This window comes from Hymenobacter sedentarius (assembly GCF_001507645.1).
GTDB classification, from domain to species: Bacteria; Bacteroidota; Bacteroidia; order Cytophagales; family Hymenobacteraceae; genus Hymenobacter; species Hymenobacter sedentarius.
Genome location: NZ_CP013909.1, coordinates 2,311,930 through 2,329,148, shown reverse-complemented (window position 1 = coordinate 2,329,148; position 17,219 = coordinate 2,311,930). Strand labels below are relative to the sequence as shown.

General features: G+C 61.8%; 11 protein-coding genes and 1 tRNA gene. 6 read left to right on the top strand and 6 right to left on the bottom strand.

What is annotated here, in order from left to right; genetic code table 11:
• Positions 1–41: 41 nt before the first annotated feature.
• On the bottom strand, positions 42–2,849 hold the full coding sequence (locus AUC43_RS09620; RefSeq protein ID WP_071885861.1) for a TonB-dependent receptor: 2,808 nt from the start codon (positions 2,847–2,849) through the stop codon (positions 42–44).
• Between the two features lie 305 nt (positions 2,850–3,154).
• Between AUC43_RS09620 and AUC43_RS21705 the strand changes: the two genes are divergently transcribed.
• A complete protein-coding gene (locus tag AUC43_RS21705) occupies positions 3,155–3,289 on the top strand; it encodes a hypothetical protein (RefSeq protein WP_257721720.1) in 135 nt (44 codons plus the stop codon).
• Positions 3,290–3,308: 19 nt separating this feature from the next.
• Here the strand turns inward: AUC43_RS21705 and AUC43_RS09615 are convergent, their stop codons facing one another.
• The 5 genes from AUC43_RS09615 to AUC43_RS09595 all read right to left on the bottom strand — a co-directional run bounded on the left by AUC43_RS09615 (position 3,309) and on the right by AUC43_RS09595 (position 10,726).
• Positions 3,309–6,080 (bottom strand): TonB-dependent receptor, encoded by a 2,772-nt coding sequence (locus tag AUC43_RS09615; RefSeq protein ID WP_068192385.1) that lies wholly within the window; start codon positions 6,078–6,080, stop codon positions 3,309–3,311.
• An 840-nt stretch (positions 6,081–6,920) separates the two neighbouring features.
• On the bottom strand, positions 6,921–7,544 hold the full coding sequence (locus AUC43_RS09610; protein WP_068192383.1) for a hypothetical protein: 624 nt from the start codon (positions 7,542–7,544) through the stop codon (positions 6,921–6,923).
• Positions 7,544–8,374 carry a metallophosphoesterase family protein gene (locus tag AUC43_RS09605; RefSeq protein ID WP_068192380.1) on the bottom strand — a complete coding sequence of 277 codons (831 nt, stop codon included), beginning with the start codon at positions 8,372–8,374 and terminating at the stop codon, positions 7,544–7,546. Before AUC43_RS09605 ends, AUC43_RS09610 begins: the two co-directional genes overlap by 1 nt.
• 217 nt (positions 8,375–8,591) lie before the next feature.
• Positions 8,592–9,437, bottom strand: a complete 846-nt coding sequence (locus AUC43_RS09600; protein WP_068198444.1) for a maleylpyruvate isomerase N-terminal domain-containing protein — start codon at positions 9,435–9,437, stop codon at positions 8,592–8,594.
• A 149-nt stretch (positions 9,438–9,586) separates the two neighbouring features.
• Entirely contained in the window at positions 9,587–10,726 is a 1,140-nt protein-coding gene (locus AUC43_RS09595; protein ID WP_068192376.1) for a cystathionine gamma-synthase, read from the bottom strand.
• Between the two features lie 438 nt (positions 10,727–11,164).
• Here AUC43_RS09595 and AUC43_RS09590 point away from each other — a divergent pair, with 438 nt between their 5' ends.
• The 5 genes from AUC43_RS09590 to AUC43_RS09570 all read left to right on the top strand — a co-directional run bounded on the left by AUC43_RS09590 (position 11,165) and on the right by AUC43_RS09570 (position 17,193).
• The gene (locus AUC43_RS09590; protein WP_068192373.1) at positions 11,165–11,878 is read left to right on the top strand and encodes a TVP38/TMEM64 family protein; all 714 of its coding nucleotides are present in this window, start codon (positions 11,165–11,167) and stop codon (positions 11,876–11,878) included.
• Between the two features lie 121 nt (positions 11,879–11,999).
• Positions 12,000–12,076, top strand: a tRNA-Arg gene (locus tag AUC43_RS09585).
• Positions 12,077–12,367: 291 nt separating this feature from the next.
• On the top strand, positions 12,368–12,652 hold the full coding sequence (locus AUC43_RS09580; RefSeq protein ID WP_068192370.1) for a helix-turn-helix domain-containing protein: 285 nt from the start codon (positions 12,368–12,370) through the stop codon (positions 12,650–12,652).
• Between the two features lie 115 nt (positions 12,653–12,767).
• A complete protein-coding gene (locus tag AUC43_RS09575) occupies positions 12,768–15,596 on the top strand; it encodes a type I restriction endonuclease subunit R (protein ID WP_068192367.1) in 2,829 nt (942 codons plus the stop codon).
• Between the two features lie 16 nt (positions 15,597–15,612).
• On the top strand, positions 15,613–17,193 hold the full coding sequence (locus AUC43_RS09570; RefSeq protein WP_071885860.1) for a restriction endonuclease subunit S: 1,581 nt from the start codon (positions 15,613–15,615) through the stop codon (positions 17,191–17,193).
• Positions 17,194–17,219: the final 26 nt, after the last annotated feature.

Genomic DNA, 17,219 nt, shown 5'->3' with positions numbered 1-17,219 from the left:
GCTGGCCTTTTTGGTGGTGCAAACCAAGAATTTCTTCCTACTTAAAACGCTACGTTGACGCGGGCAAAGTAGAAGGCTCCCTGGAAACCGAACTGGTTGGCCTGGTACACAAAGCGGCCGCGGTTGGTGTTGTCCAGGGTCGAGTTGTAGCTCAGGGTGGGGTCGACCGAAAAGTTCGTCTCAAAGTTGCGCGGGTTCTGGATGAACTTGTCCGGATACACATCAAACAGGTTGTTGATGCCCACCAGCAGGCTTACCTGCTTGATGATTTGCGCGCTCAGGGTCACGTCGGTAATCCATTTGGCGGCGAAGGTCTGGTCCAGAAACGAGCGGGCCGGGTCGGCGTCCTTGTACTGCACCTCGCCGAAACGCACGGTGCGGGCCTCGATGCCGAAGATGCCGTAGTTGTAGTTGGCCGACAGGTTGATTTTGCTGCGCGGGTTGCCCGACTCGAGGCGCGTGCGCTGCTGGCGGTCAAACAGGGTATTTTGCAGGTTGCCGGTCCCGACCGTCTGGTCGTTGTTGATGGTGGACGACGTGCTGTTGAAGCTGCGCACGGTGGTCTGGTTGAAGTTGGCCGCCGCCGTTAGGCCCAAGCGGCTTTTCTCGCCGAGTACCAGCCGCTCGTTGGCCACAATGTCGAGGCCTTGGGTACGCGTGTTCACCGCGTTGGCAAAGAACTGCACGCGGCTCACGGGCAGCGAGCCCAGGATGGTGTTTACGGTAGCGTTGGAGCGGGCAAACGACGAGGAGAGCACGATGCGGTCGTCGATGTCAATCTGGTAGGCGTCCACGGTCAGGGTCACGGTCTGGGCCACGCGGGCGGTGAGGCCCAGGCTGTAGTTGCGCGAGTTTTCCTGCTTGAGCGCCCCCACCCCAAAGCCCTGCTGGCCGCTGCCCCCGAAGGCGTTGCGCACGATGGGGTTTTCGTTGTTCACGGTTAGAATCTGGTTGGGCAGGCCGCTGATGAACTGGGTGCTGACGTTGGTGAAGTAGCGCTGCTGCAGCGAAGGCGCCCGGAAGCCGTTGCCAATGGAGCCGCGCAGGGACAGCCCCTCCACGAGGGTAAAGCGGGCAGCGGCCTGGCCGCTCACGCTGGTACCAAAGTCGCTGTAGCGCTCCAGGCGGCCGGCCGCGTGCACCAGCAGCTTCTCGGTTACGTCGCTTTCCAAGTCCACGTAGCCGGCTACGTTGGTACGCGACTTGTCCACGGCATCGGTGGGCTGGTAGCCGGGGAACACCTGCGAGCCCGAGGCCGTGGGCGTGGTGCCAATCAGGCGCCCGCCGTTGATGTAGGAGTTGGGCTCGCCGGCTTTAATCTGAAAGCGGTCCACCCGGAACTCGCCGCCAAAGGCCACGTTCAGCGTAGCCAGCGGACCCACTTCGGAGAATTTGCGCGCCAGGCCCAGGTTGGTGGTGTTCTGGCTGAATATCAGGGTACCGGCGTAGAACTCGGTTTGGTTGCGGATGCCCGGGCCCTGCGGCAGCGAGGCGTTCACGCTGTTGCTGATATCATAGCGCAGCTCGTTGCGGCCAAAGGTGTTGCTCAAGTCGGCCGCGAAGCCCCCAAGGCCCTTGCGCAGCCCCACAATAGCCGACTGGTCGTTGATTTTGGTGTTGATGAAGGGCAGGAAGCCGTTCGGGAAAATGGTCAGGTCGCTTTGCGTGGGCTGGTTGGGCAGGCGGTTGAAGCCGGCCGATTTGCCGGTGCGGTGCGTCACGCCGCCCGAGAGGTAAGCCGTCAGGCCCCCACCCAGCCGGTACTCCGAGTTCAGGAAGCCGCCGTAGTTGCGGGTATCGGCGCTGCCCACGCGCAGGTCGTTGCGGTTAAAGCCATTCTGCTTCACCAGGGCGTCGTCCTGGGCCTTGAGGTCGCGGCGGGCCTGCTCCGTATTGGCGCTGGCCGGGTACTGGCCGCCGCTGCCGCCCAGGTAAATGAGCGGGGCGGTGTCGGGCAGGCCGCGGTTGAAATAGCTGTGGTTCTGAAACTGGCCGCTCACGTCCACAAAGCCGCGCCCGCCCAGGCCAATGCCCACGTTGGCGTCGGCCTGGAAAACGTCGCCGTCGCCTTTGGTGGTCTGGCCCACGGTGCTGCTGGCCGTTACGCCGGTGGAGTCATCCTTGAGCTGGATGTTAATCACGCCGGCAATGGCGTCGGAGCCGTAGAGGGCCGCCGCGCCGTCGCGCAGCACCTCAATGCGCTTGATGCTGGCCGTGGGAATGGCGTTCAGGTCGGTGCCCACCGAGCCGCGGCCGATGGAGCCGTTGATGTTTACCAGGGACGAATTGTGGCGGCGCTTGCCGTTCACGAGGACCAATACCTGGTCGGGGCCGAGGCCGCGCAGGCTGGCGGGGTCGATGTGGTCGGTACCGTCCGTAATGGTCTGGCGCGACGACTGGAACGACGGCGCCACGTAGGACAGAATCTGGGCCACGTCAATCTGGGCGTACGCCTTGATTTCGCGGGCCGAAATCACGTCGACCGGCGCCGTGGTCAGGATGTTGGAGCGGCCCTCGCTGGCGCGGGAGCCCGTCACCACCACCTCGTTCAGGTCCTGGGCCGCGGCCACGAGTTGCACGTCGGGCAGGGTGGTGCGGCCGTTCACCGGCACCTGCTGGGCCTTGAAGCCAATGGCCTGAATGGTGAGCGTGGCCTCGGGCGCGACGGAAAGCGAAAACTCGCCGTTGCCGCCCGTAGAAGTTCCGTTGGAAGTGCCGCGCTCCAGCACCGTGGAGCCGGGCAGGCCTTCGCCCGACGCCCCCACCACCCGGCCGGTCACGGTTATTTTCTGGGCCTGCGCCGTCAGCCCACCCAGGACCAACAGCAGAAGAAGTAAAAGATTTTTCATGCGAAAAAAAGGTTGGTAAAAAGATATAGAGATTTCAAAAGATGAGCTTTAAGCGCAGTCTGCGGCTGCCTCGCGCCGCCGGCGCGCCCGGCAACGGGCAGAATCAGCTTCCTACAAAAAGTTTTTGGGAATGTACAAAATATGGTCTAATCACTAGCTACTGGCCTGAGCAACAACCATAACCGTATCCAAACGGGCAACAACACAAAAGCCGCGCGGTACGCAAACGCAGGAACTCAGGCGCTGTGGGCAACCCAAGCTAGGCACTCGCGCCCACAAAGTCAATACTTTGGCCCTGAGTCCCCTTGCCCAAGCTCCTATACGGGCCGCCCAAAAGCGGGCTGGCTCGTGGCGTGGGCAGGACCCAACGGCAGGCCCGGTGGCCCAAGGTGCCGGACACCAAAAAGGCCAGCCCAATAATGGAGCTGGCCTTTGCTTAGGTTGCTGCAACTGCTAACGCTACAGCGTCACGTTGAGGCGGGCAAAGTAAAACGCGCCGTTCATGCCAAACTGGTTGGAACCGTACACGAAGCGGCCGCGGTTGGTAGCGTCCAAGGTCGAGTAGTTCAGGCTCTGCTCGTTGTTGTTGGGGTCGAGGTAGAGCCGGTCGGGGTACACGTTAAACAGGTTGTTCACGCCCACGCTCAGGCCAACCTGTTTAATGATTTGGGCACTCAGCGTGAGGTCAGTGACCCACTTGGCGGCAAAGGTCTGGTCGATAAAGGAGCGGTTGGGGTCGGCGTCCTTGGTTTGCACCTCGCCAAAGCGCACGGTGCGCAGGTTCAGGCCGAAGATTTTGTAGCCGTAGTCGGCGCTCAGGTTGATTTTGCTGCGCGGCTGGCCGTTTTCGAGGCGAGCCCGCTGGGCGCGGTCAAACAGGGTGTTTTGCAGGCTGGCGTTGTTGTCGATGAACGTGGAGCTGTTGAAGCTGCGCACCTGCGTCTCGTTGAAGTTAGCGGCGGCCGTCAGGGTCAGGCGGCTGTCGGCGCCCAGGGTCAGGCGCTCGTTGGCCACAATATCGACGCCGCGGGTGCGGGTGTTCACGGCATTGGCGAAGAACTGCACGCCCTGCACGGGGTTTTGGCCGGGGCGCGGGTTGGCCGTCAGAATGGCCGCCACGGCAGCATTGCCCCGGCTAAACTGCGAAGAGAGCACAATGCGGTCGCGGATGTCAATCTGATACGCATCGGCCGTGAGGGTGAAGGCGCGGCCCACGCGGGCGGTGAGGCCCAGGCTGTAGTTGGTCGATTTCTCCTGCTTCAGCGGCCCAATGCCGAAGGCGCGGGTGATGGGGTCATTGTTGTTGGTGGTCAGCACTTCGCGCAGCTCGCCGCTCGTAAACTGCGTGCTCGAGTTGGTGAAGAAGCGCTGCTGCAGCGAAGGCGCCCGGAAGCCGTTGCTGATGGCACCGCGCAGGGCCAGCGCGTCGAGAATGCTATAGCGGGCGGCCACTTTGCCGCTCACGTTGGAGCCGAAGTCGGAGTAACGTTCGGCACGGCCGGCCACGTCCACCAGCAGCTTATCGGTCACGTCGCTTTCCAGGTCCACGTAGCCAGCCACGTTGGTGCGCGACTGGTTTAGGGCATCAGAAGGCCGGTAGCCGGCAAATCCCTGCGAACCAGCGGCCGCGGGCGCGCCGTTTACCTGGCGCGAGCCCAATATATAAGAGCCGCTTTCGCCGGGGTTAATCTGGAAGTTATCGACCCGAAACTCGCCGCCGAAGGCCACGTTCACGGTAGGCAGCAGCCCCACGTCGGTAAACTTCCGGGTGAAGCCCAGGTTGGTGGTGTTCTGCTGGAAGGCCAGCTCGCCGGCGTAAAACGCGGTGGGGCTGGTGCCCTGCGGCAGCGAGGCGTTGATGGTGTTGCTGATATCGTAGCGCAGGGCGTTGCGTCCGTAGGTGTTGCTCAAGTCGGCCTGGAAACCGAATACCTGGCCCCGCAGGCCCACAATGGCCGAGCCATCGTTCACGGTGCTGTTGATGAACGGCAGGAAGCCGTTGGGGTACACAGCGGGGTCCGATTGCGTAACGGCGGTGGGCAGCCGGTAGAGCGCCCCCGAGCGGCCGGTGCGGCGCGTGAGGCCACCCGAGAAGTACGCTTCCAGCCCAATGCTGGGCGCCAGCGTATAGGCCGCGTTCACGTAGCTGCCGTAGGTGCGCGTGTCGGCGCTGCCCACCCGAATGTCGCGGCGGTTGAAGCCGTTTTGGGTTACCAGGGCATTGTCGCGGGCTTTCAAATCAAGTTTCTGCTGGGAGCTGAGGCCCGCAGGATACGCGCCACCGCTGGTGCCCAGGTAGATGAGCGGGGCGGTATCAAGGCCGCTGCGGTCCACAAAGCTGCGGTTGCTGAACTGCCCGCTCACGTTCACAAAGCCACGGTGGCCCAGGCCAAACCCGGCGTTGGCATCGGCCTGAAACAGCTGCCCGTCCGACTTGGTCGTTTGGCCGGCGGTGCTGCTCACGTTCACGCCCGTGGTGTCGTCCTTGAGCTGAATGTTGATGACGCCGGCAATGGCATCGGAGCCGTATTGGGCCGCTGCGCCCTCGCGCAGCACTTCAATGCGCTTGATAGCCGCCGGCGGAATCACGTTCATATCGGTGCCCACCGAGCCGCGGCCGGGCGTGCCGTTGATGTTCACCAGCGCCGAAGTATGCCGGCGCTTACCGTTCACGAGCACCAGCACCTGGTCGGGGCCGAGGCCGCGCAGGGTGGCGGGGTCCACAAAGTCGGTGCCGTCGGTCACGGTCTGGCGCGTGCTCTGGAAAGAGGGCGCGATGTACGTCAGGATTTGGGTAACGTCGGTTTGGGCGAAGGCGCGGATTTCGCGGGCCGAAATCACGTCCACCGGCGACGTGGTGAGGATATTGGAGCGGCCTTCGGTGGCGCGCGAGCCCGTCACCACCACTTCGTTGAGTTCGGTTTGGTTGTCGGCCAGGCGGATTTCCAAGGTAGTGCGGCCATTCAGCGGCACTTGCTGGGTAACGGAGCCCACAGCCGAGAACACCAGGGTGGCCGTGCCCGGCACGTTGCTCAGGCTGAAGCGGCCTTCTCCGTCGGTAGAAGTGCCGTTGGTGGTGCCTTGCTCCAGCACCGTCACGCCGGGCTGGCTTTGGCCGGCGGTGTTCAGCACGCGGCCCGTTATGGTGATGTTTTGCGCCCAGGCGGCCACGGCAGTCAGCCACAACAGCAGCGCCACCAGCCCGGTGCGGGTAATAAAGGGGTTACTCATAAGAAAGAAGAAGGGGAAGAAATAGGGCTATTCGCTGCGGGTAGCCACCATGGGCCGCTTTTGCGCAACGGGACGCCAGAAAAAGAAAAAGGGGCCGCTCTTGACACGCCAACGCACGTCCAAGCTACCGGAGCAGCTGAAAAACCCGAGAAAATGAGATGGACCAACTAGGTCACGGTATGCAAAGCCGGCAGCAAGGGGCACGGTACCCCCTCATTTGCCTAACCTGAATTAGAAAGTAGTTGCCAGCAGCATGGCCGCCGGCAACCAACTACCTGCTACAACAGCAACAGCAGCCAGCTGCAGTGGCGCTTGCGGGCGCAACCTGGCTGGAAGTGTTCAAGAAAAATCGGGTTGTAGTCAGCCCAATTGCCTGCAAGTGAGGCGCGGCTGAGAGTAATTGTATCACGTAGCAACAGTATAATCTAACTTCCGGACTGCATTCAGCGCCCGAAATCGAGCCTGTATAAGCCAAGGAGCTCTTAAATGGTTTAAATAATTTCTGGATTGTGCTCCTGCGGGCAAGCGCAGTGTTGGATTTAGCTCAACTTCTGCCGAGATTCCATATTATGACTTAGGAACCTCACCTACCGAACTTTGCTGACGCTATAAAAGGGAATTGGGCTGATTAGGACGGTTTCGGCGTGAGCGTATGGCTGGGCAGTAGCGCGGGCTTTTAGTCCGCGAGGCAGTTGGCGCTACGGAATCGCGGACTAAAAGTCCGCGCTACTGCCTACACGCACGCCGAAACTGTTGAGCACGGGCAATAAAAAGCCGTCATGAAGAGCGGAGCCGAATCATAACAGCTTTTTGTCAACCAATCGGCCATTACTGTATCACTTAAAAATCGGCCTTAACGCCCAGTGCCAAGGTCAGAAGTTGGCCGATGCCCAGGCCACCGTTGCGGTTGTTGAGGTAGCTGGCCAGGTAGAGGTCGTTGCTGCCCAGCTCATAGTACACCGAGAGCTTGCGGGGCAGCCCGGTAGCTGGCACCGGCGCCGTAAGATAGGTAACGCGGCCGCCCACCAGCGGGCCGTAGCGGGTATCGGTCGAAAACCAGTAGTAGTCGCTCGAATACTGGCCCTTTATCTCGTCGTTCAGGGTGCCGTGAGTATAGCTAAAATACGCGCCCACAGTTATGGGCAATACCTGCACCTGCTCGGCCACCCGCAGGCGGAAGGGCGAGTACATGAACTTCAGCGAGGCCAGGCTGAGCGTGGAGCCGGCGAAGCGCTTGGGCACGTAGCCAATTAGAACGTCGGTTTCGAGGCGGTCTTTGGCAAATTCGTAGCCCGCGCCGCCGGCCACCATGCCCAGCCCACCGCCGGTTTGAAGCACCAGGTGGCTGGGGCGGTACCACGGACGCTCCACCGGAGGCCGCCGCGCGCCGGCCGTATCGGGTGGGCCGGCGGCCTGGGCGCCCAGCGCCGCCAACAGAAAAGCAGATAGCAAGTACTTTTTCATTAGAATGCTACCCGTTTAATGCGAAACTGCTTGTCGCCCCACACCGTCACCACCATGTAGTGGCGCTCCGAAAACGCGTCGGAGTTCACGTAGGTCACGCCATCGTTGTAAGGCTGGCTGATGCTGGAGGAGTGGTTGTGGCCGTTCATTTCGAAGACCAGGCCGCGGGCCTCGCGCAGGGTTTGCACGTAGGGCGTGCGCAGGGCCGGGTCAAAATCCTCGTTGGTGGGCGGCACGTGCGAGATAACCACCTGCCGGCGGGCCCCGTCGAGGCTGGCCAGCTGGGGCCGCAGCCAGCCCAGGTTGGGCACCTGGCCGTTGAAATTGTATTCGCGGCCGTTGGTATCCACCATGGTAAACTTGGTGTCGCCGTACACGAAGGAGTAGTCCAGGGCGCCGAAGATGTGCTGGTAGGCTTCGCGGCCATTGCCCACCAGGTCGTGGTTGCCCACCACGGTTACGTAGGGCATGTACAGGCGCCGTAGCTTCTCATCTACCCAGCGCATTTCGCGGCCCAGGCCAAAGTCGGAAATATCGCCGGCCACCACCAGGAAGGAGATGCCCGGCTGCTGGTTCACGCTGGCCACCAGGGCCTCGGCCTCGTCGTAGAACTGCTGCGAATCGCCGGTAAACACAAATCGCAGGGTGTCGCCGGCGGGCAATGGCTTGGCCTGCAGCTTGGCCAGGTTCTTCCGGGTAAGGTTGGTAAACTCCTCGGGGACGCGGTGGTCGTTGGGGCTGAATTCGAGCATATCGCAGCCCGCCAAGCCCAACAGAGCGGCCAAGGGCGCGACGCGGGAACAGCGGCGCAGAAAAGAAAGGGAGGGCATGCGAAAAGGCCAGCAGTGGGCCGGAAACGGTAAATAGTCCTTAAACAGGTCTTAGATTAATCTAGTTGGCTATAGCGCTGTTTTTAACGAGGTTTTAATGTGGGCACGCTCGTGCTTTGCGCCGCTCAAAGGCTCCTTGCAAGTGAGCCCCCGCCACTTAGCTACCCAGACGATTACTGGTCCCCGTTATCTCACTCGTCCTGGCTTTAGCCCACCATCAGGCCATCACGGCCAGCAGGTGCAGCGCCGCTTCCGCCAGCGGCAGGTCGCCGCTGAGCTGCGCGCGCTCACGGGCTTGCGCTGGGCTGAGGCCTTTGGTGAAGAGCTGCCAGGCCACCTCCGGGCTGAGCGTCACCTCGGCAGCCGGGGCGGCACTGGCGGTTGCGGGAGTCCGGAGGCCCCAGGCGTCGGTAGCTTTCACGAGCTGCCACACGCCCCCAATGGGCGAGTCGATGCGTACCTGCACCACCGTGCCCAGCGGCGCGGCCACCTGCCGGTAAGCGTGCGGCAAGCCGCGCAGGCACGTTTCCAGAAAAGGACGAAACAGCTCTTTGGTCAACAAGCCCGGGCCGCCCACCGCCGCGTGAATCTGCTGCTGGTGGTGCCACTTTTCGGTATAGTCCCGGGCCACGTGAAACCAGTTGAGCGACTCAGTTTCGCCGGCCCAGCCCACGGGCCAGGCCGCCGGGGCCCACGGGTCGAGCGTAGCCAGATAGGCCGTGTATTCTGGCCCAGATTGGGCCAGCAGCTCAATTAGCACCGTGGGGCTGAGGCGGCGCGAGGCCCGTACCCAGTCGGCATTCAGGCGGTTGAGGTAGCGCACCATGCCGACGTAGGAATCGGGGTCCTCCGGCGGCGTTTCGCCATAATAGCCGTCGCGCAGCATCGAGAGCGTGCGCAGGTTGCCGTCGAGCAGGTGCGCCGCCACATCTTTCACCGTCCACTCCCGGGCCAAGGTGGGGCGCTGCCAGTCGGCCGGCGCCAAGGAACGCAGCAGCTCCAGCAGCTTCTGGTCCAGCACCGGAAAGAGCGGCAGGACATCGATGGGGATAATGCGTGGCATAGCAATAGGCAGCTTGTAACGAAAGAACGTCATGCTGAGCGCAGTCGAAGCATCTCTACCGAGTGAGTAAATTAATTACTCCCACGCGAGATGCTTCGACTGCGCTCAGCATGACGTTCCTACCTTCTCCGAACGGAGAAACGCGCTGCCTAGCCGATGGCTTGGGCCAAATCTTCAATCAGGTCCTCGGCGTCTTCGATGCCCACGCTCAGGCGAATGAGCGAGTCGCTCAGGCCCGACTTGCGGCGCTGCTCAGCTGGGATACTGGCGTGCGTCATGGAGGCAGGGTGGCCGCTGAGGCTCTCCACGCCGCCCAGGCTTTCCGCCAGGGTGAAGTATTTGAACTTCTCGAGCACGGCAATGGCATCTTCCTGGCGGTCGCCCTTGAGCACGAAGGACATCATGCCGCCGAAATCGCGCATTTGTTTGGCCGCGATGGCGTGGTTGGGGTGGTTTTCGAAACCGGGCCAGTATACTTTCTCCACTTTGGGGTGCTGGCGCAGGAATTCGGCCACGGCGCGGCCGTTTTCGCAGTGCCGCTGCATGCGGATGTGCAGCGTTTTGAGGCCGCGCAGCACCAGAAAGCAGTCTTGCGGGCCGGGCGTGCCGCCGCAGGCGTTCTGCAGGAAGCGCAGCCGCTCGTGCAGCTCATCATCCTTCACCACCAATGCGCCCATCACGGTATCGGAGTGGCCGGCCATGTACTTGGTAAGCGAATACATCACAATGTCGGCTCCCAAATCCATCGGGGTCTGCAGATAAGGCGTGCTGAAGGTATTGTCGACCGCGAGCAGCGCGCCGCACTCCTTGGCCACGGCCGCCGCGGCCGCAATGTCGATGACGTTGAGCAGCGGGTTGGTGGGGGTTTCCACCCAAATCAGCTTGGTCTTGGGGCCGGCCACGGCGCGCACGGCCTCCATGTCGTGCATGGGCACAAAGTGGAATTTGATGCCCAGCGGCTCGTACACTTTCGTGAACAGGCGGTAGCTGCCGCCGTAGAGGTCGTTGGTTGAAATCACCTCGTCGCCGGGCTGCAGCAGCTTCACCAGGCAGTCGATGGCGGCCATGCCCGAGGCAAATGCCAGGCCGTGCTTGCCGTTATCGAGGGCGGCCAGGGCGTCCTGCAGCTGCGAGCGGGTGGGGTTATGGGTGCGCGAATACTCGTAGCCCTTGTGGTCGCCGGGCGAGCGCTGCACGTAGGTCGAAGTCTGGTAGATGGGCGTCATGATGGCGCCGGTGGTGGGGTCCGGGTGCACGCCGGCGTGGATGGCTTTGGTGGCGAATTTCATAGAAACAAGAGCGGGAATTTGACGGGTATTTGCCCAGAGCGCCCGGGCTGAACCGACGGGCTTGGGCCGGCAAGTTACGGATGCCAGCCAAGGCAAAGCCGCAAGCATAACCCAAGGTTGACCGGCCGGTTTCCGTTAGCCCAATTTCACCCGAAGTCCCGCACCAGATGGCTTACCACGCTGCTACTGCTAACTACAGCTCAACTCCCGTCAGCCGGGGCTCGGCCAGCTGCCTCCCGGAAGTGGAGCTGAATTTGGCCGGCCGGGACTGTTGAGCTGCCGGACACTCGCCTTACAGCCGCTAATGGAGCCGAAATAAACTTCCGCCTTCGGCTGACTATTAGCCCGGGTGCAGCGTAAAGGCACAGCACCGTGGGGCAGCTCTTGCCGGCGCCAGAGAGCCCGACAAGGCCCGCCCCGCTCCTACCTTCGCTGCCCATGAAATTTCTGCGCGAGCTTTTCCGAAAAAACTTTTCCACGCTGCTCACCATGTTTCTGCTGGTGGCGGTGCCGCTGCTGGGCTCTTCCTCGCTGCTGCTCTTGCTGTACGAGCGGCAGCAGTTGCTGCAGCACCTGAGCGTGGGCCAGCAGCTGCTGTACTTCGTGGTGATTGCCATCACCATGGCCTTTGCCTTCACGCCCACCACGTTCGTAGCCATCGTCACGGGGTATTATTTCGGTTGGGCAGGGCTGGCGGGTATGGTGCTGGCCTACGCGCTGGCCTCGGCCATTGGCTACGAGCTGGCCCAGCGCCTCGACCACGGCAAGCTGCGCCATTTCCTGCACCTCTTTCCCAAAGCCGAAGCCGTGCTCAACGAATTGCAGCACCAGAGCTGGCAGCTCATTCTGCTCACGCGCCTCTCCCCCGTGCTCCCGTTTGCGCTCATGACCTTTGTGCTGGCCATTGTGGGCGTGCCGCGTCGTCGGTTCCTGGTCGCGTCGGTGGTGGGCATGCTGCCCCGCAGCCTGTTTTTCTACTGGCTCGGCACCGAAGCGTCCGACGTCTTAACCCTGTTGCGCGACCCAGACCAGGGCGCCCTGAGCAAAATGGTGCTTATCGGCCTGGTTGCGGCCTCGCTTTTCGGCCTGCTCTTCATCTTCAACCGGGCTTTGCAAAAGGCCCTCCGCCGTAGCGCAACCGAAAACAGTTAAAATCTTCGGTTGATTATTAGCCATTTGGCCACAAAGACCAACTTTTCTTCACGAAAATTGCTGTCGTGGTTTGCACTGCCGCATTTTTCGCTCTTACCTTTGCGGTCCCATCACGGGAACGGGTTGTGTAGCTCAATTGGATAGAGCATCTGACTACGAATCAGAAGGTTTAAGGTTCGACTCCTTACACGACCACCAGAAACCGCCTCTACGATAACGTAGAGGCGGTTTTTTTGTGTCTTAGTACCACTGTAGTACCAGTAATGAATGAGAGGTTCATCTTTTACCTTAGAGTACCCATGATTCCGAGTACTTGGGCTGGGACTAGGGACAAAACCCGGAATGAAGGGACATTAGAGTTTCGTTTGCTGCCAGCTTTTTAACGAAGTATCAGCATTAAAGCTCAAAAAATTGGGGATTCGGTTGGTAACGGCGCCGGTGCGCTTGGCGTAAACTCGGTATGGAAATACCATCAACCTGTTTTCTCCAATGCAAATCACCCTGAACTTACCGCCGGACTTCTTCCAACATATATCGGTCGAACTACTGGAAGCGATGCGCCGCTCCCAAGCCCAACTGGCACCACCAGCGGCGCCATCGGAACTCCTCACCACGCAGATGGTGGCCGCGCGCCTACGGCGATGCACGAAAACGGTAAACCGTTATATCCGCTCCGGCAAACTTCACGCAGCCAATTATGGAAGCCCAGCAAAAGCGGACTACCGGGTGAGCGAAAAAGATTTCCATGACTTCTACGCCATGAACTGCCGGTAATAGGTGCGCGATTTAGGTGCGCGGATTCAGTACCTACCTGATTTGATGAGTTTGAGGAGGAGGCTCAGCACTAATAGTAGACTACTTTCGCAGTTCTACCGCCCCCCTTCCTTTCATGCTCACCCCCGAACAGCACGCTCGCCAGCTCATCGATGCCCAACTGTCCCTCGCCGGCTGGCTCGTGCAGGACTACAAGCAAATAAACTTAGGAGCGGGCGCCGGCGTAGCGGTGCGGGAATACCCCACCGACTCGGGCCCCGCGGACTACGCCCTGCTGGTCGACCGCAAGCTGGTGGGCATCGTGGAGGCCAAGCGGGAAGGCACCTCGCTCACGGCCGTGGCCGAGCAGACGGCCCGCTACCAGGCCAGCGCCACCAAGCACGCCCAGCGGGTGGCCGACCAGCTCCCCTTCGGCTACGAGGCCAACGGCCAGGAAATCCGTTTCGCCGACGCCCGCGACCCCGAGCCGCGCTCGCGGCCGGTGTTCGGCTTTCACCAGCCCGAAACGCTGCGCGCGTGGACCCGGCAGCTGGGCGGCACCCTGCGCGCCCGCCTGCGCCTGCTGCCGCCCGTGACCACCGCCGGGCTGCGCGACTGCCAAATCGAAGCCCTGCGCAACCTCGACGTGAGCTTGAAGGACGACCGGTCCCGGGCCCTGATTCAGATGGCCACGGGTAGTGGCAAGACTTTTACGGCGGTCTCGTTCATCTACCGGCTCATCAAGTTTGCCGGGGCCAAGCGCATCCTCTTTCTGGTGGACCGGGGCAACCTGGGGCGGCAGACCCTGCAGGAGTTTCAGCAGTACACGGCCCCCGACGACGGGCGCAAGTTCACGGAGCTCTACAACGTGCAGCACCTGACCAGCAACCAGCTCGACACGGTGAGCAAGGTCACCATCACCACCATCCAGCGGCTGTACTCCATGCTTCGGGGTGAGGCCGAGTTCGACGCGGGCAACGAAGAGCGGTCGGGCTTTGAGCTGAACGGCGAGGCGCCGCAACGCCCCCGCGAGGTGGCCTATAACCCGGCCCTGCCGCCCGAGGGCTACGACTTCGTGGTGATTGACGAGTGCCACCGCTCCATCTACAACGTGTGGCAGCAGGTGCTCGAGTACTTCGACGCCCACCTCATCGGCCTGACGGCCACGCCGGCCAAGCAGACCTTCGGCTTCTTCAACCAGAACCTGGTGATGGAGTACAGCCACGAGCGCGCCGTGGTCGACGGCGTGAACGTGGGCTCCGACGTGTTCCGCATCGAGACCGAAATCACGGCCCAGGGCTCGCGGGTGGAAAAGGGCAGCAGCGTGAGGCTCATGGAGCGCCAGACCCGCACCAAGCGCTGGGAAACGCTCGACGACGACCTGGTCTACACCGGCACCCAGCTCGACCGCTCGGTGACGGCCCCCGACCAAATCCGCACGGTGCTCGGCAAGTGGAAATCCAGCCTGTTCACGGAGCTGTTTCCGGGACGCGAAATTGTGCCCAAGACCTTAATATTTGCCAAGAGCGACCACCACGCCGACGAAATCGTGGAGCTGGTGCGCGAGCTGTTTGGCAAGGGCAACGACTTTTGTAAGAAAATCACTTACGGCTCGGACGAGAACGCCGACACGCTGATTCGCAAGTTCCGCAACGAGTACAACCCGCGGGTGGCCGTGACGGTGGACATGATTTCGACCGGCACCGACATCAAGCCCCTGGAGTGCCTGCTGTTTCTGCGCGACGTGCGCAGCCGGGTGTACTTCGACCAGATGAAGGGGCGCGGCACCCGCGTCATCAGCCCCACCGACCTGGAGACGGTGACGAGCGACGCGGGCGCCAAAACCCGCTTCGTGATTGTGGACGCGGTGGGCGTGACCGACTCGGTGAAGAAGGACACCGAGAGCGTGGAGCGCCTCGGCGGCCTGGGCTTCGAGAAGCTGCTGCACGCCGTGGCCCAGGGCAACCACGACCCCGCCCAGCTGCGCAGCCTGGCCACCCGCCTGGCCCGGCTCGACCGCCAGCTTACGCCCGACGACCGGGCGGCCGTGCAGGCCCAGACCGGCGGAGCCACCGTGCAGCAGCTCGCCGCCCGCCTCTACGACGCCGTGGACCCCGTGCGGCAGGAGGCCGAGGCCCAGCGTGTGGCTGCTACCGAAGCTGCCGCGAACGGCCAACCCGCCCCCGGCGAGCCCGGCAGCGCCCTGGACGAACCCACCGATGCCCACTGGCAGCAGGCCGTGGAGGCTCTCACCGAGCGGGCCGTGCACCTGTTCGACGACCCGGCCCTGCGCACGCTGCTGACCAAGGTGCACGCCCAGCACGACCTCATCATCGACCTGGTGAGCCAGGACCGGGTGCTGGCGGCGGGCTTCGAGAGCCGCACCTCGCCCGAAGCGGCGCAGGAGGCCCTGGCCCGACAGCGGGTGGACAAGTTTCAGGCCTTCATCGAGGTGCACAAGGACGAAATCACGGCGCTGCAGCTGCTGCACAACCAGCCCTACGCCCGCCGGGCCGTTACCTTTGCCCAAATTCGGGAGCTGGCCCTGGCCCTGCGCCTCGACCACCCGGAGCTGACGCCCGAAGGCATCTGGGCGGCCTACGAGCAGCTGGAAAAGGCCCGCGTGCGCGGGGCCGGCCCCAAAACCCTGCTTACCAACCTCATCAGCCTCGTGCGCTTTGCCCTGCACCAGACCGAAACGCTGACCGCCTACCCGCTGGGCGTGGACGAGCGGTTTGGGGCGTGGCTGGCGGCGCAGCAGCAGGCCGGCCGCACGTTCTCGGAAGAGCAGCAGCGCTGGCTCACGATGATGAAGGAGAAGGTGGCCACCTCGCTGAGCGTGGAGGCCGAAGACTTTACCCTGCCGCCCTTCGTGGACCAGGGCGGCTACGCTCGCGCCCGGCAGGTGTTCGGGACGGATTTGAATCAGTTGGTAGCCGAATTAAACGAGGCCCTGGCCGCGTAGGACATCTAGAACTAGCATGCAAAAGAGTAACGAGGTAGAGGCTGAAATGCTATTCGAAATTCCAAGGAATTGGAAATGGTGCGAATTAAAAGATTTGTTGGTCAGAGCGTCGACTGGCCCTTTCGGCTCAATGCTGCACAAAGCGGATTACGTTATTGGCCAAATCCCTTTGGTGAACCCAATGAATATTGTGGATGGGCGCATCGTTCCATCCATGCACATGACGGTGGCGGCAGAAACGAAAGAGCGGCTAAGTAGCTATGTGCTTAAAACCGGTGACATTGTTATTGGTCGAAGAGGAGAAATGGGTCGCTGTGCTATTGTCACCTCTACCGAGGATGGGTGGTTGTGTGGCACTGGGTCTTTTTTCTTACAACTTCAAAAAGCTGTTACCAACGACTACTTCGCACTGTTTTTCAGCTCCGAATTTTCTAAGAAATACCTGAACGGGGAGTCTGTAGGCTCCACCATGAATAACCTTAACCACACCATTTTAAACAAATTACCCTTCCCCCTTCCTCCCCTGCCCGAGCAGCGGCGCATCGTGGCAAAACTGGAGGAGCTGTTCAGCAAGCTGGATGCGGGCGTGGCGGCCGTGCGCCGCACCCAGGCCCTGCTGAAACGTTACCGCCAGTCGGTGCTGCACGCCGCCGTCACGGGCGAGCTCACCCGCGCCTGGCGCGAAGCCCACCCCGCCCCCACCGAAACCGGGGCCGCCCTGTTGGAGCGCATCCGCGACGAGCGCCGGGCGCAGTGGGAAGCTGCTCAGGTGGCCAAGCGCGGCGGCCAGCTGCCGCTGGGCGATGGGTGGAAATCGAAGTATGTGGAGCCGGAAGCGGTTGACACTTCGGAGTTACATGAGTTACCGGAGGGATGGACTTGGTGCCGGCTGGATAGTATCGCAGAAATGTGTTTGGGCAAAATGCTTGATGAAGCAAAGAACAAAGGCACACTACAGCCCTACCTGCGCAACGTTAGCGTGCGGTGGGGCTCGTTCGATTTGGAAGAGTTGAAGCTGATGCGTTTTACCGAAGAAGAGGACGAACGTTACTCGGTAAAAAAAGGCGACTTGGTTATTTGTGAAGGTGGCGAACCTGGCAGAGCTGCCATTTGGGAATCTGAAACGCCGATAAAAATTCAAAAGGCGTTGCATCGTGTTCGCATCAAAAGCAAATCCCTGCTCAATCGTTTTTTATTCTATAGCCTGCGCCACGACGCTCTAGGCCATTATTTGAGCACCTACTTCACCGGTACTGGCATCCAGCATTTCACCGGCGCTGCTCTGGCGCGTTACACCTTTCCTCTCCCACCCCTAGCCGAGCAAGCCGAAATCGTAGCCGAAGTAGAGCGCCGCCTCACCGTGCTCGACGCGCTGAGCCGGACCCTCACCGACGAACTGAAACGCGCCGAGCGCCTGCGCCAGAGCATCCTGCACCGAGCCTTCACCGGCCGCCTCGTGCCCCAGGATGCCACCGACGAGCCGGCTGCGGCGTTACTGGCGCGGCTTCAGAACGAGTCCACGACCCCGCCGAAAGCGCGCAAGGCCCGGGCAAGCAAAACCTCACTGGCATCCAAACAGCTCTCTATGCCCTTGTAGGCGCGGAACTGCATCTGTTTACTTCA